Annotated in this window: 20 protein-coding genes; 8 read left to right on the top strand and 12 right to left on the bottom strand. The window is 70.7% G+C overall.

The window, feature by feature from the left end; all coding sequences use genetic code 11:
* Positions 1-235 precede the first annotated feature (235 nt).
* Positions 236-1537, top strand: coding sequence for an aspartate--tRNA(Asn) ligase (gene aspS / locus CJ226_RS00520; RefSeq protein ID WP_102208017.1), 1302 nt, complete (start codon positions 236-238; stop codon positions 1535-1537).
* Between the two features lie 59 nt (positions 1538-1596).
* On the opposite strand, the gene CJ226_RS00515 is transcribed toward aspS, so the two are convergent.
* The 3 genes from CJ226_RS00515 to CJ226_RS00505 form a co-directional block, all read right to left on the bottom strand.
* Positions 1597-2244 (bottom strand): GntR family transcriptional regulator, encoded by a 648-nt coding sequence (locus CJ226_RS00515; RefSeq protein ID WP_062635627.1) that lies wholly within the window; start codon positions 2242-2244, stop codon positions 1597-1599.
* A gap of 120 nt (positions 2245-2364) precedes the next feature.
* A complete protein-coding gene (locus CJ226_RS00510) occupies positions 2365-3387 on the bottom strand; it encodes an NADP-dependent oxidoreductase (RefSeq protein WP_102208016.1) in 1023 nt (340 codons plus the stop codon).
* A gap of 39 nt (positions 3388-3426) precedes the next feature.
* Positions 3427-3816, bottom strand: a complete 390-nt coding sequence (locus CJ226_RS00505) for a DUF1304 domain-containing protein (RefSeq protein WP_025104514.1) — start codon at positions 3814-3816, stop codon at positions 3427-3429.
* Between the two features lie 99 nt (positions 3817-3915).
* On the opposite strand from CJ226_RS00505, the gene CJ226_RS00500 reads away from it, so the two are divergent.
* Positions 3916-4509 (top strand): TetR/AcrR family transcriptional regulator, encoded by a 594-nt coding sequence (locus CJ226_RS00500; protein WP_102208015.1) that lies wholly within the window; start codon positions 3916-3918, stop codon positions 4507-4509.
* Between the two features lie 74 nt (positions 4510-4583).
* On the opposite strand, the gene CJ226_RS00495 is transcribed toward CJ226_RS00500, so the two are convergent.
* From CJ226_RS00495 to CJ226_RS00485, 3 genes are all read right to left on the bottom strand, one after another.
* Positions 4584-5498, bottom strand: a complete 915-nt coding sequence (locus tag CJ226_RS00495) for a hypothetical protein (RefSeq protein ID WP_146008182.1) — start codon at positions 5496-5498, stop codon at positions 4584-4586.
* Positions 5495-5848 carry a PadR family transcriptional regulator gene (locus CJ226_RS00490; protein WP_062635618.1) on the bottom strand — a complete coding sequence of 118 codons (354 nt, stop codon included), beginning with the start codon at positions 5846-5848 and terminating at the stop codon, positions 5495-5497. The genes CJ226_RS00495 and CJ226_RS00490 overlap by 4 nt, the downstream gene beginning before the upstream one ends.
* 142 nt (positions 5849-5990) lie before the next feature.
* Positions 5991-7037 carry an NAD(P)-dependent alcohol dehydrogenase gene (locus CJ226_RS00485; protein ID WP_102208383.1) on the bottom strand — a complete coding sequence of 349 codons (1047 nt, stop codon included), beginning with the start codon at positions 7035-7037 and terminating at the stop codon, positions 5991-5993.
* A 169-nt stretch (positions 7038-7206) separates the two neighbouring features.
* On the opposite strand from CJ226_RS00485, the gene CJ226_RS00480 reads away from it, so the two are divergent.
* From CJ226_RS00480 to hrpB, 4 genes are all read left to right on the top strand, one after another.
* Positions 7207-7896, top strand: coding sequence for a hypothetical protein (locus CJ226_RS00480; protein WP_102208013.1), 690 nt, complete (start codon positions 7207-7209; stop codon positions 7894-7896).
* Positions 7897-8120: 224 nt separating this feature from the next.
* Positions 8121-8549, top strand: a complete 429-nt coding sequence (locus CJ226_RS00475) for a MarR family winged helix-turn-helix transcriptional regulator (protein WP_025104537.1) — start codon at positions 8121-8123, stop codon at positions 8547-8549.
* Positions 8550-8720: 171 nt separating this feature from the next.
* Positions 8721-10322, top strand: coding sequence for an SPFH domain-containing protein (locus CJ226_RS00470; RefSeq protein WP_102208012.1), 1602 nt, complete (start codon positions 8721-8723; stop codon positions 10320-10322).
* Between the two features lie 75 nt (positions 10323-10397).
* Positions 10398-12953 carry an ATP-dependent helicase HrpB gene (hrpB, locus tag CJ226_RS00465; RefSeq protein ID WP_102208011.1) on the top strand — a complete coding sequence of 852 codons (2556 nt, stop codon included), beginning with the start codon at positions 10398-10400 and terminating at the stop codon, positions 12951-12953.
* A gap of 19 nt (positions 12954-12972) precedes the next feature.
* Here hrpB and CJ226_RS00460 read toward each other — a convergent pair whose 3' ends face one another.
* The 5 genes from CJ226_RS00460 to CJ226_RS00440 form a co-directional block, all read right to left on the bottom strand.
* Entirely contained in the window at positions 12973-13707 is a 735-nt protein-coding gene (locus tag CJ226_RS00460; RefSeq protein WP_102208010.1) for an ABC transporter permease, read from the bottom strand.
* Positions 13704-14489 carry an ABC transporter ATP-binding protein gene (locus CJ226_RS00455; RefSeq protein WP_102208009.1) on the bottom strand — a complete coding sequence of 262 codons (786 nt, stop codon included), beginning with the start codon at positions 14487-14489 and terminating at the stop codon, positions 13704-13706. Before CJ226_RS00455 ends, CJ226_RS00460 begins: the two co-directional genes overlap by 4 nt.
* Before the next feature lie 144 nt (positions 14490-14633).
* Positions 14634-15230, bottom strand: a complete 597-nt coding sequence (locus tag CJ226_RS00450; RefSeq protein WP_102208008.1) for a TetR family transcriptional regulator — start codon at positions 15228-15230, stop codon at positions 14634-14636.
* Between the two features lie 28 nt (positions 15231-15258).
* The gene (locus CJ226_RS00445) at positions 15259-15981 is read right to left on the bottom strand and encodes an AAA family ATPase (RefSeq protein ID WP_102208007.1); all 723 of its coding nucleotides are present in this window, start codon (positions 15979-15981) and stop codon (positions 15259-15261) included.
* Between the two features lie 103 nt (positions 15982-16084).
* Positions 16085-17578, bottom strand: a complete 1494-nt coding sequence (locus CJ226_RS00440) for an L-serine ammonia-lyase, iron-sulfur-dependent, subunit alpha (RefSeq protein WP_102208006.1) — start codon at positions 17576-17578, stop codon at positions 16085-16087.
* A 136-nt stretch (positions 17579-17714) separates the two neighbouring features.
* Here CJ226_RS00440 and CJ226_RS00435 point away from each other — a divergent pair, with 136 nt between their 5' ends.
* Positions 17715-17987, top strand: a complete 273-nt coding sequence (locus CJ226_RS00435; protein ID WP_062635578.1) for a hypothetical protein — start codon at positions 17715-17717, stop codon at positions 17985-17987.
* 92 nt (positions 17988-18079) lie between these two features.
* Here CJ226_RS00435 and CJ226_RS00430 read toward each other — a convergent pair whose 3' ends face one another.
* On the bottom strand, positions 18080-19810 hold the full coding sequence (locus CJ226_RS00430) for an L-aspartate oxidase (protein WP_062635576.1): 1731 nt from the start codon (positions 19808-19810) through the stop codon (positions 18080-18082).
* Positions 19811-19881: 71 nt separating this feature from the next.
* On the opposite strand from CJ226_RS00430, the gene CJ226_RS00425 reads away from it, so the two are divergent.
* A complete protein-coding gene (locus tag CJ226_RS00425; protein WP_180964500.1) occupies positions 19882-20817 on the top strand; it encodes a LysR family transcriptional regulator in 936 nt (311 codons plus the stop codon).
* Positions 20818-20869: the final 52 nt, after the last annotated feature.

The raw sequence follows: 20869 nt of genomic DNA, 5'->3' as shown, positions 1-20869 counted from the left end.
CCCTTGGATAATCCAGGGTACGAGACGGCACCCGAGTGATTCTGTGGATCTGCCGAGAACGCCCCTAGACTGGACGCGGCGACCGCCGGGGCGTGACGACCCCCGGCCTCCGGGCAGGCGGTCCCCGCGCGTCCGGCGTACCGACGAGAGGCCGGCTTCTCACCGGCGAAGGTGTGGTGGCACCGCGATCTGGCCCCCGCCCACACCTCCAGGGCTCCCACAACCTGGAGGAGAAATGAGATCACCCGACCCCGCCCGCACTCTCACCGCGGAGCTCGCCGAGGCCGTCCCCGGTCGCCGCGTCACGCTGCTCGGTCACGTCCATCGCCGGAGGGAACTCGCCACCGTCGCCTTCCTGATCATCCGCGACCGTTCGGGGCTCGCACAGGTCGTGGTCCGTTCCTCCGAGCATCCAGCGGACGGTCTCCCTCCGGAGGAGACGGTGGTCCGCGTGACGGGGACCGTTGCCGCGAACCCGCAGGCCCCCGGCGGCGTCGAGATCGTCGACCCGCAGATCGAGAGCCTGTCGGAGCCAGCCGCACCGCCGGTCGTGGAGCTGTGGCGCCCGACGCTCGAGACGAGCCTGCCGACTCTGCTCGACCACGCGGCGGTGACCTGGCGTCATCCCGCACGCCGCGCGACCTGGCAGATCGCCGCGGCGAGCGTGCGCGCGTTCCGCCGGGTGCTCGACGCTGCGGACTTCACCGAGGTGCAGACCCCGAAGATCGTCGACACCGTGACCGAGTCGGGGGCGAACGTGTTCCCCGTCGACTACTTCGGCCGGACCGGGTACCTCGCGCAGAGCCCGCAGTTCTACAAGCAGCAGCTCGTCGGCGTGTTCGAGCGCGTCTACGAGGTGGGGCCGGTCTTCCGAGCCGAGCCCCACGACACCGTGCGGCATCTGTCCGAGTACGTGTCGCTGGACGTTGAGCTCGGGTTCATCCGCGACCACCGCGACGTCCTGCACCTCCTCGGCGACGTGCTGCGCGGCATGCTCGACGGCATCCGCACCGACGCCGCGGAAGAGCTCGCGCTGCTCGACGTGACGCTCCCCGTCATCCCCGAGGACATCCCCGTCGTCCACTTCCGCGACGCGCTGCGTCGGGTCGGTGCTCCGGCCGACGAGCCCGACCTCTCCCCGGCGCACGAGCGGGCGCTCGGGGCGTGGGCGAAGGAGGAGTTCGGCAGCGACGTGCTGGCCGTCGAGGGCTACCCGATGCGCAAACGCCCGTTCTACACGCATCCGCAGCCCGACGACGCGGAGGGGAGCAACAGCTTCGACCTCCTGTTCCGCGGTCTGGAGCTCGTGACCGGCGGACAGCGGCTGCATCGGCACAGCGAGGTCGTCGCTGCGATCGAGGCTCGCGGAGAATCGCCTGCGGCGTACGCCGGCTACCTGGAGGCGTTCGCGCACGGGATGCCTCCGCACGGCGGCTTCGCCATCGGACTGGAGCGCTGGGTAGGCCGCCTGGTGGAGGCGTCCAACGTCCGCGAGGTGACGCTGTTCCCGCGCGACGTTCATCGCCTTACGCCGTAGCCCCGGCACGCGACGAGGGCGGCCGCGGTGTGCGGTCGCCCTCGTTCGTCAGCGGTCGATCACTCCGAGATCTCGGCGAGTCCCGACTGCTCGGCCCGATCGATGATCGCCGGGAGCGTCTCGTCGAAGAAGGTCACCAGCACGGCACGGGTCTTGACCGCGTCGCGCTCCGACGTCGCCTCGCGGATCGCGCCGACGAACTCCTCGACGGCGGACCAGTCCACGGCGTCCTTCGCGTGCTGGGTGAACCGGCGGATCTGCGGGCCGAGGCGCTCGATGGAGTTGGCGCGCGTGGCGTTGCCCTCGATCCGGGCGAAACCCGTCGCCGCGCTGCGGAGCGCCGCACCGAACGCGATGATGTCCCGCTCCTGCACCGACGCCGCCATGTCGTCGGCCAGCTCGACGAGATAGGCCACATCGTCGTCCTGGATCACCGGCATGACGTGGCGGACCGAGCCGATCCAGATGTCGCCGAACAGGTCGACGGCGTTGCGCACCCGTTCCAGATCGATCGGAGCCACGCGGGTGTAGCGATTGCGCTGCATCTCGACGAGGCCGTTGTCGGCCAGGCGGTCGAGGGCATGACGGATCGGCGTCTTCGAGGTGCCGAGGCGTTCGGCGAGCTCGTAGTCGCGCAGGCGCTCGCCGGGCTGAAGCTCGCCGCTGATGATGGCATCCTGCAGGCGCACGAAAGCCTCGTCGCTCATCGACCGGCGTTCGAGGGGGCCGCCAGAGAGTGTCACACTGCCTCCAGTGGGGGTCATGGAGAGTGAAGTTCTACGTCTCAAGCAATATATCTCAAATGCGCTGGCGGCCCGCCCCGGACGTCAGGCGGAGGGCGTGACGCGCACGAGCATCTTCCCCGTGTTGGCTCCGCGCATCATGTCGAGGAACGCATCGACCGTGTTCTCGATGCCGTCGACGATGGTCTCGTCGTAGGCGATCCGTCCTTCCGCGAACCAGCGGGTCATCTTCTCGCTGAACTCCGGCGACAGGTGCAGGTACGCGGCCAGCGTGAAGCCCTGGAGACGGAGCCCGCGCGTGATGATGTTCGCCATGTTGTCGGGCCCGGGCACGCGCTCGGTGGTGTTGTAGCTCGTGATGGCGCCGCACAGCGCGATCCGGCCACCGTCGTTCATCACGTCGAGCGCGGCTTCGAGATGGTCGCCGCCGACGTTGTCGAAGAACACGTCCACGCCCTCGGGCGCGAGGGCGGCGAGCTGCTCGCGCACCGGGCCGTCCTTGTAGTTGAACGCCGCGTCGTAGCCGTACTTCTCGGTCAGCAGGGCGACCTTCTCGGGCGAGCCCGCCGAGCCGATGACGCGGCCCGCGCCGAGGAGCTTGGCGATCTGACCGACAGCCGTGCCGACGGCACCGGCGGCGCCGGAGACGAAGACGGTGTCGCCCGGGGCGAGTCCGGCGATCGCGGTGAGGCCGACGTACGCGGTGAGGCCGGTCATGCCGAGGATGTGCAGGCGCAGCGACAGCGGCATGCCGGGCACCTCGGGCACGGCCCGGAAGGTCGCCGAGTCCGCCTGCACGACATCGCTCCAGCCGTGCTGGTGCAGCACGACCGTGCCGACCGGGAGGTCGTCCGCCGCAGAGGCGACGACCCGGCCGATGGCGCCACCCGCGATGACCTCGTCGAGGGCGTAGGGGGCGACATAGCTGCGGACGTCGTTCATCCGCCCGCGCATATAGGGGTCGACGGAGACGAATTCGTTCGCCACGCGCACCTCCCCCGGCGCCGGATCGCTCAGCTCCACCTCGACGGTGCGGAAGTCGTCGTGGGTCGGCCACCCCTCGGGGCGGCGGGCGAGCTGGATCTGGGTGCTGATGGCGTGGGACATTTCTCTCCTCGTGAGGTTCTGGGGGTGCTGCGGCCGGACTCAGACGAGGAGGCCGATGGCCAGCGCGATGACGCCGAGCGCCGGGATGACGCCCTGCTTCAGGGCGGCGGACGCCTTGTCGGGGCTCGACAGCAGCAGCACGAGGCTCGCGGCGACCATCGATCCCGCGCCGGTGAAGACGAGGGTCGCGCCGACGGCCGTCGCTCCCGTGGCGAAGAGGACGATGCCGAGGAGGACGGCGATCGCGAGGAACAGGTTGTAGAAGCCCTGGTTGAAGGCGAGCTCCTTCTGTCGTGCGGCCTCCTCCGCCGTGCCCGTGCCGAACGTGCGGCGAGCGCGCGCGCTGGTCCAGGCGAACGACTCGAGCCAGAAGATATAGACGTGCACGAGCGCCGCGATGCCTGCGAGCACGAGTCCGGCGATGACCATGGCAGTCCCCCCTTCGACGCGGCGGGGCCGCGCATTCTGTATCGGTCGTTCCAATATATACTGGATCAAGCGATTCACAAAAGAGCAGGAGCAGGGCGGATGGGGCGCACACAGACTTTCGACACCGCGGAAGTGGTCCGCGCGGCACGCGGCGTCTTCTGGGAGCGCGGCTTCGAGAGCGCGCCGCTGCCGGAGCTCGAGCGCGCGACCGGCCTCAGCCGCTCGAGCATCTATCACGCCTTCGGTTCCAAACGCGGACTCTTCGACGCCGCCGTCGAGAGCTACCTGGACGAGGTCATCCGCCCGCGCCTCGCCCCGTTGACGGGCGAGGTCGTGGCGCCGGAGGCCCTGGAGACCTATCTCGGCGGACTGCGTGCGGCCCTGCTGACGACGGGCAGCCTCCCGGCGACGAGCGGCTGCCTGCTGGTCAACACCGCCGCCGCCCCCATCGGCACCGACGACGCGGTCGCCCGGGTCGTCGCGTCCTATCGCGCGGAGCTCCGAGGGGCGTTCGCCCGCGGCGTCCGGGCCGCCCTCCCCGACCTTGCGGGAACGGAGATCGAGACCCTGGCCGACGCCTGCACGGGGCTCGTGGTCTCCGCCTTCGCCCTCGTGCGCGTGGCCCCCGACGCGGCGGCAAGTGCGATCGATGCGGCGCTCGCCCTCCTCGCCGACCGGCGACGCCGCGGCTGAGGGCGATTCGCCGCTACTCCGGACTGGCCTCGCAGGGCGGCTGCTCTCTGACTCCCGACGTGCCGCAGCTCAGATCAGCGGACGTACGTGCGACGTCGCCGACGCGAACCCCGAACACGCACGGTAGCGGCTACTGCGACGGATGCACACAGCCAGATGAGAACGATCAGGAACAAGGCCCACGCGGGGGCGCCACCCCTCCCTGCCCCAGCGACCATCAGGATCGCCCAGGGAGCGGCGTAAACCATGCCCGCCAGCGCAGCAGATTCGCGCCCGCAAGCGGCAGCCGTGAGAAGACCGACGAACCAGACGCTCAGGACGAAGATCAAGAAGTAGGACGACTGCACCCACAGGCGCCAATCGGTGAAACTCCCGAACAACCCGGACGCCAGCGCGATCGCCGCGACGAAGAGCCCGACCCCAATCAGTGCCCCCCAGGTCACCGACGCTCGGGAACGGCCCAGCAGAGCGACGACAGCCGACAGGGCGAAGAACAACAGGGTCATCGTTGATGGAAGAGGCAAACCCGGCAGCCAGAGACGCGCCATGCCGACCGCGAGACATGCGAGCACTGCGGACACAACAGCCCACCGACTTGCGCGCCCATATCCGGACATCGCCAGGAGCCCCGCAGCGACCCACGGGACGACGAGTGCTACGCCGACGAGCGCCATGCTCGCGGGGACGAACTCCTGCGCCGCCACGGGGGCCACCACGAAGGCCACCAGGTAGACAGCAGCTACGGCGATGCCGGTGCCCAGTCCGAGCGAGGCGGTCGCGTTGCGGGCGGGGCCAAGGGCATACTCAAGCCACGCAGACACCGCATGGAAGTAAATGCTCAGTCGCTCTGCGAACTGCAGTCGCGCCTCACCCGAGGACTCCGCGGCATCCATGAGCACGCCTACCGCCGCCGCTTCATTCTGTTCGCGCCAAGCTCGCGGATGAAGCAGGAAAGCGCGGCGGAATCGCTGGGGATCGAGCGCGGTCATGCGACGCCCACGGTCATGCCGAACGCCGGACGGGTTCGTTTCAATCTCGTTTGAGCCTCGGCCGCAATCCGGGCGGATCGCTCGGCAGCGGCAGCCAACGCCGCCGCCCCCTCGTCCGTCAGCTCGTAGTAGCGACGGACACGACCATCGATCACCTCGTCCCCCGCCGCCCTCACCAGCCCTTCAGCTCCCAGACGATCCAACGCTGCGTAGAGAGTGCCCACCTTGAGCTGAACGCGGTGCGCCGAGAGCTCGCCCGCTTCGGCGATGAGCGCGTAACCGTGCTTCCGCCCTCCGGCGAGTGCCGTCAAAATCAGGAACGTCGGCTCACGCATCTCTCTCGCAGTCATGTCGACATGATATTCAAGTCAATTGAGTATTGACCACGCGACGCGCCGAGCATCGAAAGAGGTGCGGGGAATGGTCTGCTGAGGCGTACGGACGCGACGAACGCCCGGGAGGGCGATCCCTCCCGGGCGTTCGAGGCCGACGTCAGGGGACGATGACGGCTCGCCCGCGGATGCTGTTCGACGCGAGGTCCTCGTACGCCTTCGGGCCGTCGTCGAGCGTGTAGCTCTCGGTCTGGACGTGGATCTTGCCGGCGCGGGCGAGGTCCAGCACCTCGATCAGCTCGGCGCGCGAACCCCAGTAGGGGATGCGCACGGCCGCGTCATAGGCGATCGAGCCGAAGCCGAGGGTCATGCTGCCTCCGCCGATGCCCACGATCGTGATGTCGGCCTCGAGCGCGGCCACGCTCTGCGCCAGGGCGATCGTCGGGTTCGCGCCGACGAAGTCGAACACGGCGTTCGCGCCGAGACCGCCGGTGAGCTCGCGGATCTTCTCGGCGGCCGATGCATCGCTGATCAGCACGTGATCCGCGCCGACCTCGGTGGCGAGCTTCAGCTTCTCGTCGTTCACGTCCAGCGCGATGACCGTGGCACCCGAGATGGCCTTGAGGATCTGGATGCCGACGTGGCCGAGCCCGCCGGTGCCGATCACGACCGCGACCGTGCCGGCGCCGAGCTTCGGAAGCGAGTTCTTGATCGCGTGGTACGGAGTGAGGCCCGCGTCGGTCAGCGAGACGTTCTGCACGGGGTCGAGGTCCCCGAGCGGCACGAGGTGGCGCGCGTCGTCGACGATCATGTACTCGGCCATCGACCCCTGGCTGCCCAGGCCCGGAGGACGGATGCCTTCGGCGGCGGCGTTCGTGCAGTAGTTCTCCTTGCCCATCGAGCAGTTGTGGCAGCGGCCACAGCCCCAGGGCCCGTAGACGGCCACGGCATCCCCGACCTTCAGGGCCGAGTCGACGCCCTCGCCGATCTCGTGCACGACGCCGGCGCCTTCATGCCCGAGCGTCAACGGCAGCGGGTAGCCCTGCTCGTGGTAGTCCTTCTCGGAGAGTCCCATGACGTAGTCGTCGGAGTGGCAGACACCACCCGCGGTGATCTTGAGCAGGACCTGTCCGGGGCCGGGCTTCGGAATCGGGATGTCGACCACCACCGGGGGCTTGCCGATCTCGACGTAGCGGAGAGCTTTCATGAGCATCTTCTTCCTGGCGTTCGAGAGGTCTGCCGCGCGGTGCGGAGGCGGGGGCTCTCGAAACCGTCCCTTCCAGTATCCGCCCGGCCTGCGCGGCCCGGTTCGCGTGAGCGTCTTTCTCACGCCCCCGCCGGCGACGGGCGCTGGCGCTCGTCGATATGCTCGTCCGGTGACGGAACGCCGAGACGACCCGCGCCTGACGTCGACTGCGGGTCACTCGCTCGTCCTGGCCCTGTACGCCTTCGCCGTCTTCGGTTGGGAGCTCGTCGCGACGATGCTGCTCGATCCGCTGTGGGCTTCGGTGGGCGCTGCGGCCGGTGCCCTCCTGCATTGGGCGGTCACCGCGGCTGGGTGGTTGATCGGGGCGCTCCTCGTCTTCCGCGCGGCGCGCCGTGCAGCCGGCGCGTCCGCCGCCGAGCTCGCCCCACTTCGCGGACACACGGCACTCCGTGCACTCGGTGTGCTCGTCGCGGGCGCCGTGGCCATCGGCGTCCGCGTCGTCGTCCTGCAGGAGTGGAAACTCGTCGGGGAATACGAGCGACTGTCCGCAGCCCAGGGCGAGGCTACGCCGCTCGCCTTCGCCCTGCTGCTCGTCTACTACCTCTGTGAAGCCTGCGTGATTCTCCTCGTCATCGCGCTAGGACAGCGTGCGGGAGAGATCGCCTTCGGACGCCCGGCTCTCCCCTGGGGCGGGCTCGTCCTGGCGCTCACCTGGGGCGCCGTGCACATCTTCCTCCAAGGCCCCGCGACGGGCGTCTACGCGATGGCGGCCGCCGTCCTGTACGGCTGCATCTACGCGTGGGGGAACAGACGGACGGCGCCGACGTATCTGCTGGTGACCGCAGCCTTCCTCGTCTGAACCCGTCGGTCGCGCGCCCACCGGCCGCACTGCGGCGGGGGCCAGCGGGAACATCCGTGACCAAACCGTTGCATTCGTTACCTTGCCGTTATACAGTGATCGCACGGTGAATGTTTGCTGTGGCATCCACCGCATGTGATTGCAGGACACTCTTGGTGCAAGGGACAAGGGCCGGTCGGGAGCCTCTCCGACCGGCCCTTTACTGCGCCCGGTACTCTGTGAGGATGACCGATCGGAAGCTCGCGCTGGAGGCCTGGGAAAGCCTCTTCCGCGCGCAGCACGAACTGTTCACCGAGATGGCGGCCGACTTCGACACCGGCGACATCACGCAGGCCGAGTACGACGTGCTGCTCACCGTCACGCGCTCGCCGGAGATGACCGCCCGCCTGCGCGACATCACCGCCAACATGCTCATCAGCCAGCCGAGCGTCTCCCGCCTCGTCGACCGGATGGTGACGCGGGGACTGGTCGCGAAATGCGCCGACCCGGACGACGGCCGCGGCGCCCTGATCCGCGCGACGGACGAAGGCGCCCGGGCGTTCCGTGCGCTCGCGACCGTGCACGGCCGGTCCATCGCCGACCGGATGTCGCGGCTCGATGACGAGGAGCTGCGCCTGCTCCGCGACCTCGCGGAGAAGCTCCGCACCCGCTGACCCGCGCGCTCCTCCACACTCGTCGTGGTCGGTTACCTCTCCACCGACGACGGGATCATGGCGCCCGCGACGGGGGCGGGCGGCGCTTTTCTGGCAGGGTGGGTTGCGCACGCCCACATCGACCGTGGGCATATCGGACCGCCCCCTCGGGGGGAACCAGGGAGGTCATCCATGGAGATCGCCGGAATCGTCGGCATCCTCATCGTCATCGGGATCGCGGTCGTCGCCGCGATCGTCGTCCTGCTGATCCTGCTGCTGTTCGCACGCAGCTGGATCAAGGTGGCTCGCGCCGACGAAGCGCTCGTCATCTCCGGACGCAAGCAGAAGGTGCAGCGTGCCGTGATCGGCGCCGACGGCACGAGCAGTTCCGAGATGTCGGAATCGCCGGTCACGGTCATCGTGAACGGCAAGTCGCTCGTCAACCCGATCACCCAGCGCCACGAGATCATCTCGCTCCGGTCGCGGCAGGTGTCGCTCAACGCCGAGGCACAGTCGCTCGACAACGTGACGCTCAACGTCGACGGCGTCGCGATCGTGAAGATCGGCTCCGACCCGCTGCTGGTGCGCCGGGCCGCCGAGCGCTTCGCCTCCCAGGACAAGGCCATCGAGCAGTTCACCACCGAGCAGCTCGAGGGCGCCCTGCGCGGCATCGTCGCGACGCTCTCGGTCGTGGAGCTCATGCGGGAGCGCAAGAAGTTCTCCGACCAGATCGCCGCCGACGTCTCCCAGGAGCTCGCCGAGCAGGGTCTCATCCTCGACTCCTTCCAGATCAAGGGCATCACCGACAAGGTCGGCTACATCCAGTCCCTCGGTGCCCCGGAGATCCAGGCGAAGCGCCAGGCCGCGGAGATCTCGCAGACCAACGCCGACCGCGCGATCAACCAGAAGAACATCGCGAACCAGGAGGCGAACCTCGTCGAGCAGACCGCGCTCGACACGAACACCGCCAACGCCAACGCCGGCATCGGCCGCGCGCGCGCCGAGGCGGAGCAGGCCGAGCAGCTCGCCCGCGCCCAGGCGGAGCAGGCCGTGCTGCAGCAGCAGGCCGAGAACAAGCAGGCGCAGCTCGACGCCGACGTCAAGCGCGTCGCGGACGCGCAGCGGTACGAGGCGGAGACCCGCGCGCAGGCCGAGCTCTACACGCGTGAGCGCGCGGCCGAGGCGGCGGCGATCGAGCAGGTCAAGCAGGCCGAGGCGCGCACCCGCATCGCCGAGCAGCAGGCGCAGGCCGACAAGGCGCGCGCCGACGGTGAGGCGGCGGCCGCGATCGCGAAGGCCACCGGTGACGCCGACGCGCTGCGCGCCCAGGCGGAGGCGGAAGCCGAAGCCCGTCGCCTGCGCGCCAACGCCGAGGCCGAGGCGATCCGCGCCGAGGGTGAGGCCCGTGCCGCCGCCGTCGAGGCTGAGGCCAAAGCCATCGCCTCCAACCAGGACGCGTTCCTCTCGCAGCGCGTGCTGGAAGTGCTGCCCTCGATCATGTCCGAGTTCGCGAAGGGCTACGCCGCCATCGGCAACGTCTCGATCGTCGGCGGATCCGGCGAGGACGGCGCGTCCAACGTCGTCGGTGCCGACAGCGCGAAGGCCCTGCGTTCGGTCTTCGACAGCGTGCACTCCGCAACCGGCCTCGACCTCGCCGGCATCATCCAGGGACAGGCCGTCGGCCGCGGCTTCGGGGCGGGAGTCGCCGAAGCGTCAGCGCCCGCCTCGGCGCCGCGTACGCCCGCGCCGACCACTCCACCGCCGCCCGCGCCGCCCGCTCCCGCTGTGGAGTAAGCAGCGTACGACAGCGGATGCCGCGGCCGATCGGGTCGCGGCATCCGCTGTCTCACGACCGGGCAGACTGGACAGGTGACCCGCGCTGCCTTCGACCTCACCGCCATCGGCGCCGGTCTGTCTTTTGCGGGCGCCCTCGACGACCTCTCCACCGCCCTCGACACGAGCGGATCCGTGGTCGTGACCGCGCCGCCGGGCACGGGCAAGACCACGCTCGTCCCGCCGCTCCTCGCCTCACGCCGCACCGGCCGCGTGATCGTCACCCAGCCGCGCCGGATCGCCGCGCGCGCGGCCGCTCGCCGACTCGCACAGCTCGACGGCACACCCCTCGGCTCCCGGGTGGGCTTCACCGTCCGCGGCGAGCGCACTGTCGGGCCGGACACGAGGGTCGAGTTCGTCACCGCTGGCGTGCTCCTGCGACGGATGCTCGACGACCCCGGACTCGACGGCGTGAGTGCGGTCATCATCGACGAGGTGCACGAGCGTGCCCTCGAGACCGACCTCCTCGTCGGCCTGCTCTCCGAGGTGCGCGAACTGCGGGACGACCTCGTCGTCATCGCGATGTCCGCGACCCTCGACGCCGACCGGATCGCCGCGGTCATCGGCACCGAGGAGTCTCCCGCGCCGATCGTCGACCACGACGTCCCGGCTTTCCCCCTCACCGAGCGCTGGGCACCGGGTTCCGCGCCCCGCCTCGACGAACGCGGAGTCACTCGGGGCTTCCTCGATCACGTCGCGAGTGTCACCGCCACCGCCGCCGCCGAGCTCGTCCGGAATGACCCCGAAGCGGATGTGCTCGTGTTCGCCCCTGGCGCGCGCGAAGTGGCGGAGATCGCGCGACGAGTCCGCGACCGGAACAGCGCCTTCGACGTCCGGGAGCTGCACGGCCAGATCCCGCCGGCGGAGCAGGACGCCGTGATCCGCGGTCGCGCGTCGGAAGCCCGGCCCCGCATCATCGTCGCCACCTCCCTCGCCGAGTCGTCTCTCACGGTGCCGGGTGTGCGGCTGGTCGTGGACAGCTGTCTGGCCCGGCAGCCGCAGCGCGACGCCGCCCGCGGGATGACCGGTCTGGTCACCACCGCCGCCTCCCGTTCCTCCTGTGTGCAGCGAGCCGGACGCGCCACCCGACAGGGCCCCGGCACCGTGATCCGCTGTGTGGACGAGCGCACCTATGCTGCCGCTCCTGCGCGGCCGTCGCCGGAGATCGCCACGGCAGACCTCACCGACGCCGCCCTCCTGCTCGCCTGCTGGGGCGCCCCGGGCGGCGCCGGCCTGCGCATGATCGAACCGCTGCGAGCCGACAGCCTTGCCGATGCCGTCACGGTGCTCCGCGGTCTCGGAGCGATCGACGACGACGGGCGCGCCACGGCAGAGGGCCGTGCGCTGGCACGAATCCCCACCGATCCTCGGCTGGCCAGAGCGCCGCGGGTCGGCAGTCCCGCGGTGGGGAGCCGGCTCGCCGCCGAGGTCGTGGCGCTTCTCGGCGGGGACCAGCGCATCCCGAATGCCGACATCGCCCACGCTCTCGTCGCGTTGCGCGGAGGGGGCACGGCCGAGGCCCGCCGCTGGCGCGAGGAGGCGCGTCGCCTGGAACGCCTGGTCGCTCCGGCGCCGGGCACCCGCGCCGGTCTCGACGGCGTCGGTCTCGTGATCGCGCTGGCCTTCCCCGAGCGCGTCGCTCACCGTGTCGAACGCACCGGGTCGGGAGCGACCTTCCTGCTGGCCTCCGGCACCCGGGCCGGCGTCAGCGGCGCTCTGGCCGCGTCGGAATGGCTCGCCGTGGCCGACGTCACCCGAGCCGCGTCCCGGGCGGCAGCCGGCTCCGGTGCGGTCATCCGCTGCGCAGCGGTACTCACCGAGGAGCAGATGGAGCGTGCGTCGGGCCCTCTGATGACCGACCGTGTCGAGGCCGAGTTCGTCGGAGGTCGGGTGCAGGCCCGCCGCGAACGCCGGATCGGTGCGATCCTGCGGTCATCGGTGCCGGTGCGCGCCGCGGCCTCGGAAGGCCGGGATGCCGTGGGCCGAGCACTCCGACGCGATGGCCTCGGCATGTTCACGTGGTCCGACGGCGCGGATGCCCTGCGCCGCCGTCTCGCACTGCTGCGACGGGAGCTCGGCGATCCCTGGCCCGATGTGTCGGACGCGGGTCTGCTCGCATCGCTCGACGCCTGGCTGGCACCGGAGCTCGACGCGCTGGCAGCCGGCACCCCCATCGGCCGGCTGGACCTCACGTCCGCCCTTCGTCGTCTGCTGCCCTGGCCCGAAGCCGTGCACCTCGATGCGCTCGTCCCGGAACGGCTTGACGTGCCCAGCGGCTCCCGCGTGCGCATCTCCTACCCGGAACCCGACGGGGATCCGAGCGCACGCCCGGTCGTGGCGGTGAAGCTGCAGGAGTGCTTCGGCTGGGCGGAGACTCCCCGGCTCGTGGACGGCCGCGTCCCCGTGCTCTTCCATCTGCTGTCCCCGGCGGGGCGGCCGCTCGCGGTCACAGACGACCTCGCCTCGTTCTGGTCGGGTCCCTACGCCCAGGTGCGCGCCGAGATGCGCGGCCGCTACCCCCGGCACCCGTGGCCCGAGGACCCGTGGGCCGCCGTGCCGACGAAGCACACCAAGAACCGCGCCCCGCGCTGATCCAGGCCAGGACTTCGGCTCAGCGCGTGCGCCGCCGCAGTGTGAGCGCTGCGAGCACCAGAGCGCCGACGGCGAAGGCCACGACGATGAGCAGCGGACCGAACACGTCCCCACCCTCGTCCCCCGCCGCGACCGCGTTGATGGTGTCGATCGCGTAGCTCAGCGGCAGCCAGTCGGAGATGGCGTACAGCACGTCGGGCATCTGGTCGCGCGGCATGAACAGACCGCCGAGGATGATCTGCGGGAACACCAGCAACGGCATGAACTGCACCGCCTGGAACTCGGTCTGGGCGAACGCGCTCGCCAGGAGCCCCAGCGCCGTGCCGAGCAGGGCATCGACCACCGCGACGAGACCCAGCTGCCACAGCGGCCCGTCCACGTCGAGCCCGCACACCCCGACCGCGAACGACACCGTGATGACCGCCTGCAGCACCGCCATCAACCCGAACGCGAGCGCGTACCCGAGGATGAAGTCGGCCTTCTCGAGCGGCGTGGTCATCAGACGTTCGAGCGTGCCGGAACGGCGCTCCCGCAGGGTGGTGATCGACGTGATGAGGAACATCACGATGAACGGGAACAGCGCCAGGATCGCACCGCCGAACTGGTCGAACACACCGTCCTGCTCGCTGAACAGCCAGGCGAAGAGACCGACGAGCAGGCTCGGGGCGATGAGCATCAGGGCGATGGACCGCGGGTCGTGTCGGAGCTGCGTGAGCACACGGCCGGCGGTCGCGAACAGCCGGCGGCCGTTCATGTCCCGTCCTCCTCCTGGCGTTCCTGCGCTTCTCGGCGTGCGCGCCGGGAGGGCGCGGCGCCGGCGGCCCTGTCGCGTTCGATCAGCGCCAGGAACGCGGCCTCGGCGTCGGTCGTGCCGGTGTCGGCGAGCAGTGCGGACGGCGTGGTGTCGGCGATGATCCTCCCCTCCCGCATCAGCAGCAGCCGGTCGCAGCGCACCGCCTCGTCCATCACGTGACTCGACACGATGAGCGTGACGCCCCGGTCGGCCAGCCGGCGGAACAGGGTCCAGAGCTCCGCGCGCAGCACGGGGTCGAGTCCGACGGTCGGCTCGTCCAGCACGATGAGCTCCGGTGAGCCGATCAGGGCAACCGCGAGCGACACCCGCGTCGCCTGGCCGCCGCTGAGCGCATCGACGAGCTGCCCCGCCTGCGCGCCGAGACCGACCTCCTGGATGACCCGGTCGACGTCCCCCTTCGGCGCCTTCAGGAGTGACGCGAAGTAGGCGAGATTCTGCCGCACGCTGAGATCGCCGTAGACCGAGGCACCCTGCGTGCCGTACGCGACACGGAGTCGGAGCCGGCGGGACCCGCCCGGCTCGCCGAGAACGGTGACGTCGCCGGAGGCGATCCGCTGCACACCGACGATCGACCGCATGAGCGTGGTCTTGCCGCACCCCGAGGGGCCCAGCAAACCCGTGATCTGGCCACGCGGCACGGCGAGATCGATGCCGTCGAACACGGACACGGCCCCACGCCGCGCGCGCAGCTGCGTGATCTCGACGGCCGCATTATTCATCATGCGATGAATTATGCGCCTCGCCTCGTCGGGCGTCAACGCCTCGGTGGGCACAGCTTCGGAGCGTCGGATCGACACGCCGCCGCCGGCCCGTGCCGTCCGGCGCGGCGACCGAGATCTCCGAAGCTGTGCCCGCCGCGGGGAGGGTCAGTCGAGGAGGTAGCGCTGGACCGTGGGGCCGACGCGGCGGACGAGCTCGTCGACGGAGGCGCCGGCGAGCGCGGGAAGCTGCAGGACGTAGCGGCCGATGAGCATGCCGGCGATCTGCGACGCGACGAGGGCGGCACGGAGGTCGGCGTCCTCCACGTCGAGGCGGCGCGCCACACGGGAGAGCAGTTCGCGGGAGAGGAAACCGGCGAGGAGGGGCGTCGTCAGTCTGCTCCCGATCGCCGTGCGCAGGAGCAGCACGCCGCGGCGGCGCACGTCGGGCTTCTCGAACGCGTCGAGCACATAGCGGACGAGCCGGGCCCCCGCTTCGTCCTTCGGCCCCGCGAGGATCTCGGGGACGTCGAGGTCGGGGCGCAGCGGTATTCCGGCGGCCTCGGCGAACAGGTCGGCCTTGGTGCCGAAGTAGTGGTGGACGAGCGCGGAGTCGACCCCGGCGCGGGCGGCGATCGACCGCACCGTGGCGCCGTCGTACCCCTGCGCACCGAACTCGTCGACGGCGGCGGACACGATGCGCTCGCGGGAGTCGGTGCCGCCGCGCGGGCGCCCGCGTCGTCTCGACGCCTTCTGCTCGGCCATGCCCGCCAGCCTACGGCTCCGCGGATCCTCACTCACCGAGCAGATGTCGGAGATACCGCTGCGGCTGTCCGAGGAACGAGCGCCAGTGGTTCACGATCTCGAGGTCCTCCCAGGCGGCCGGGCGGAGTCCCCACTCCCCGACCTCCAGGATGGCCGCACCCGGAAGCGCCGCGAGCACCGGCGAGTGCGTGGCGCACAGCACCTGGCCGCCCTCGTCGGCGATGCGCTGCAGCACGGCGATCAGCGTGAGAGTCGAGTGGAACGACAGCGCGGCCTCCGGCTCGTCCAGGCAGTAGAACCCCGGATCATCGAAGCGGCTGTCGAGCAGGGCGAGGAACGACTCCCCGTGGCTCATCTCATGGAAGGGCACATCGCCGCGCAGGGAAGGGTTCTCCTCGAGATACGTGTAGAACGAGTGCATCGTCTCCGCCCGGAGGAAGAACCCCCAGCGGTGCGCCCCGACGCCTCGTTGGAGGCGCAGCCAGTCCGACAGCGGCGACTCGCTCGGCCGCGTCCGGTGCTGCGCCTGGCGCGACCCGCCTTCCGGGGAGAGACCGTACGCGATCGCGATGCCCTCGACGAGGGTGGACTTCCCGCTGCCGTTCTCACCGACGACGAAGGTCACTCCCGGCCCGAGATCCAGTCCCTCGCGCAGCACCTGGGCCACCGCGGGGATGTTCGTCGGCCACGTCCCGTCCGGGATCGGCGCCTCCTCGTTCGGCCGCACCGCGACGACCGGGTGCTGCCGCATGTGCCTCTCCCTCCTCCGTCGACCCGCCCCTCTGTGTGCCTGCCACCCCTCTCCGTGCGCACGCAGCGGGCCGGGGCGCGCGAAAGGGGGTGGCTCGGCGAGGTCAGCACTCGATGACGTTCACCGCCAGACCCCCCTCGCTGGTCTCCTTGTACTTCGTCGACATGTCGAGACCCGTCTGGCGCATCGTCTCGACGACCGCATCCAGCGAGACGTAGTGGCTCCCGTCGCCGCGGAGCGCGAGGCGTGCGGCGGTGACGGCGGTCGAGGCGGCGATGGCGTTGCGCTCGATGCACGGGATCTGCACGAGTCCGCCGATCGGGTCGCACGTGAGGCCGAGGTGGTGCTCCATCGCGATCTCCGCGGCGTTCTCGATCTGTCGGTTCGTGCCGCCCATCACCGCGGTGAGCCCGCCCGCGGCCATCGCGCAGGCGGAGCCGACCTCAGCCTGACACCCGCCTTCGGCGCCGGAGATCGAGGCGTTGGCCTTGAACAGCGACCCGAGGGCGGTGGCCGTCAGCAGGAACCTGCGGATGCCCCGGCGGCGGTTGGCCTCCGCGATCTCCGCGTCCTCGCCGTCGAGCGCGGGAGGCGACGGCGGAGCTCCGTCGAACCCGAGCAGCGCGCTGCCGACGAGCTCCCCGTACGGCGTCACCGCGTTCCCGGCTCCGAGACCCGAATCGGCGAGGAAGCGCCACCAGTACATCGCCACCGCCGGGAGGATGCCCGCCGCGCCGTTGGTGGGTGCCGTCACGACGCGGCCACCCGCCGCGTTCTCCTCGTTCACCGCGAGCGCGAAAGCCCCGAGCCACTCGCCGGGGAGCTCCCGGTGCCCGTCGGCTTCGACCGCCTCGAGCTGCGCGCGGATCGTGCCCGCACGGCGCTTCACCTGCAGCATGCCCGGAAGGACGCCCTCGGCGTGGAGGCCGGCGTCCACGCAGCCCGCCATCGCGTCCCAGATCGCATCGAGGCCGGCGGCGACCTCCTCCTCGCTGCGCAGTGCCGTCTCATTGCGGCGGGCGACCTCCGCGATGGACAGGCCGTGCTCATCGCAGAGGGCGAGTAGCGAGGCGGCATCGGCATAGGGATGCGGGAAGGCACCGGTCGAAAGGTGCGCCTCCTCCCCCTCGCGCCGGATGAACCCCCCGCCGATCGAGTAGTACGTCTGCTCGAACAGGGTGGTCCCGTCGGCATCACGGGCGATGAGCGTCATGGCGTTCGGGTGGCCGGGAAGGCGGGTCCGGGGCGCGAACACGATGTCGTCCTTCCGGAACGGCACCGCATGGGCGCCGTCGATCCGCAACGGCTCCCCCTCCGGATACGCCGACCACGCCGCACGGACGGCCGCCGGATCGCACGTCTCGGGAGCGAGACCGCGAAGCCCCGCGACGACCGCATCCGGGGTGCCGTGGCCGATCCCGGTGGCGCCGAGCGAGCCGTACAGCGTGCACTCGACGCGGCCGACGCGGTCGAGTTCCCCGGAGGCGGTCAGCTGCCGCGCGAAGTCGAGCGCGGCGCGCATGGGTCCGACGGTGTGCGAGCTGGACGGGCCGACGCCGATGGAGAAGAGGTCGAAGGCCGAGACGTACGCAGTCACCCCTCCAGGCTACGCCGAGTTCGGGATTCCGGTTCACCGCGATTAACCGCGCGGCCGGCGGGTCCGCGTCAAGGCCCTTCATGTTCCGCAGAGGCGGAGGCAGGCTGAGGACACGACATCGCAGAAAGGGACGATCATGACCGACAGCACTCCCGAACCGACCGCGAACGACGACCTCTCGCCCGAGGCGCAGACCCCCACCCCGACCCCGGCCTCCGACACCACGGAGGGCGAGGCGACGACGCCGGAGCAGGCGGACTCTCCGGAAGACGCCGACCCGGCAGAGGTCCCGAGTACCGAGGAGCTGGAGGAGCCCAGCACCGAGAAGGCTCCGGGCGAGGAGCCGAAGGCCCCGAAGCGTGACGACCCGGAGCCGGACCACGAGGCCGTCGGCCTCGGCGTCGACTGACCCCCTACCCGAGACCCCGCACTATCGCCGAGACCCCGCCCTGCAGACATCTGCAGGGCGGGGTCTCGACGCGAAAGCGGGGTCTCGGGGGACTACTCGACGAGCTTGCCGGTCGTGTCGACGTCGCGCATGAGCTCGGCGATCTCGTCGGGGATCGCGGGGATCTCCTCGCGCGTCACGCCGGCGGTCGGCGACCAGACGAGGTTCACCTGCAGCGTGGGATCGGTGTCCGGGAAGTCGCTGCGGTTGTGGCATCCGCGGGTCTCGCGCCTCTCCCGCGCCGCCTCCAGCGTGGCCCGGGCGGCGAGCGCGGAGGCCTTGAGGTCGAACGCGTGTGCGAGGTCCTGGAACCCGGCGATGTCCGGGTGGATGCCGATGTCCTCCATCCGCCCCTCGATCATGTCGAGGTCGGCGAGGCCGGCGTTCAGCCCGTCCTCCGACCGCACCACGCCGGCGTACTCCGTCATGAGGTTGCGGATCGCGCGCTGCAGAGCCCGCACGTTCTCGCGCCCCTCCGCGGCGAGGAGGTCGTCGATCTCGGCACGGGCGGCGGCGACCGCATCGGCCGACCGGCGCTGGGCGTCCAGCCCCGCGGCGTGGGCCATCGCGGCCTGACCGACGATCCGGCCGTAGACGAGCAGCTCGATGAGGGAGTTGCCCCCGAGACGGTTCGCGCCGTGGAGTCCGCTCGACGCCTCCCCGATCGCGTACAGCCCGTCGACGTCGGTCTGGTGGTCGTCCGGCCGCACCCACACGCCGCCCATCGAGTAATGCGCGGTCGGCGCGATCTCGATCGGCTCCGCCGTGATGTCGAGCATCTGCAGCTCCATCATCGTCTGATACACACGCGGAAGCCGCGTCATGATGGTCTCGCGGGGTAGGTGGGACACATCGAGCCAGACGCCGCCGTTCGCGGTGCCGCGCCCTTCCTGGATCTCGGTGTAAGCGGCGAGCGCGACCCGGTCGCGAGTAGACAGCTCCATCCGCTCGGGGTCGTACTTCGCCATGAACCGCTCGCCGAGGGCGTTGCGGAGGATGCCGCCCTCCCCGCGCGCGGCCTCGGAGATGAGCGTGCCGGCGGCGTTCTCGGGCTCGATGATGCCGGACGGATGGAACTGCACCAGCTCGGGGTCGCGAAGTCGCGCCCCCGCCTCGACGGCGAGCCGGAAGGAGTCTCCGGTGTTCTCGTCGCGGCGCGACGACGTGCGGCGCCAGATGCGGTTGTGTCCGCCGGCGGCGAGGATCACGGCGTCCGCATGGATGAGGTAGCGCGTGCCGTCCGCCTGATCGAAGCCGTAGGCGCCGAAGACGACGTTGTCGCGCACGAGCAGGCGCGTGATGTAGACGTTGTCGAGGATGGGGACGTCGAGCTGCTCGGCACGGGCGACCAGCGTCCGCTGGATCTCGAGGCCGGTGTAGTCGCCGGCGAAGGCCGTGCGGCGGTACGTGTGCGCGCCGAAGAAACGCTGCGAGATGCGGCCGTCCCCTTCGCGGGCGAAGTCCATGCCCCAGCGCTCGAGGTCGCGGATGCCGCGTTCGGCGCCCTGGGTGACGATCTGGACGGTGTGGGGATTGGCGAGGAGGTAGCTCTCCTTGATCGTGTCCGCCGCGTGCTGCTGCCAGCTGTCCTCGGCATCCATCGTGCCGAGAGCGGCGTTGATGCCGCCCGCCGCGAGCGACGTGTGGGCGTCCTGCCGGGGGCGCTTGCCGACGGCGAGCACGTCGACGCCGTGCTCGGCGACCTCGATCGCGGCGCGGAGCCCGGAGCCTCCGGTGCCGATCACGAGGACCGTGGTGGAGATCTGTCGTTCGGGTGCATTCATGCTCTCGACGCTAGTTAGGCGATCCTAATAACTCCAATGCATAGTTGGTCTGGAAACCATGCGGGTACGCTATGGATATGAACCTCGAGCAGCTCCGCGGGTTCGTCGAAGTCGCCCGCCTCGGCCATTTCACCCGCGCGTCCGAGCACCTCCACCTCGCCCAGCCATCACTGAGCCGTCAGATCTCGACCCTCGAGCGGGAACTCGGCGCCGAGCTGTTCCATCGCGCTCGCGGTCACATCGCCCTGACAGCCGCCGGCGAGACGGTCCTCCCCCATGCGCAGCGCATGCTCGCCGAAGCCGACGCCATCCGCGACGAGGTGGCCGAGCTCGCCGGACTCCGCCGCGGCCGCGTGCGCCTGGGCGCCCCGCCCACGCTCTGCATCAGCCTCGTGGCGGAGGCCCTCAGCTCGTTCCATGCCACCCACCCCGGCATCGATCTCCACCTCACCGAGGGCGGCTCCCGGCTGCTGGTCGAGCAGCTCGCGGTCGGGGCGGTCGACATCGCCCTCGTCACCCAGTCCGAGGGACCGGTGCCCGCGGGGGTCAGCCTCACGCACGTTCCGCTCCTCGCCGAGGAGCTCGTGGTGATCTCGTCGGCGTCCGCACCTCCGGTCACCCACGGCCCGTCCGTGAGCCTCGCGCACCTCGCCACCCTCCCGCTCATCCAGTTCGACGAGAGCTATGAGCTGCGGGCCGCGATGGACGCCGCTTTCCGCGCCGCCGATCTCACCCCGACCCTCGCGCTGGAGGGTGCGGAGATGGATGCGGTGCTCCGCTTCGTCGAACGGGGCGTCGGGGTCGCGGTGGTCCCGGCCATGGTGCTGTACGAACGCCCCGCGCTGCGGTCGGCGCGCCTCGCCCACCCGGCGATGTCGCGGACGATCAGTCTCGCCCATCGCTCCGACGTCACCCCCGCGGTCGCGGTGGCCGCGATGCGCACCGCCATCATGGCCACGGCAGCCGACCTCGCCGAGCGCGACCCGGCGATCACCAGCCTGCTCTGACCGGAGCACTCGCCCCGGAACAGCGAGAACCCCCGCCGCTTGCGCGACGGGG

Source organism: Microbacterium sp. UMB0228, assembly GCF_002871415.1.
In the GTDB taxonomy this organism is placed as follows: Bacteria; Actinomycetota; Actinomycetes; order Actinomycetales; family Microbacteriaceae; genus Microbacterium.
This window is presented reverse-complemented; position numbering and strand designations above follow the sequence as displayed.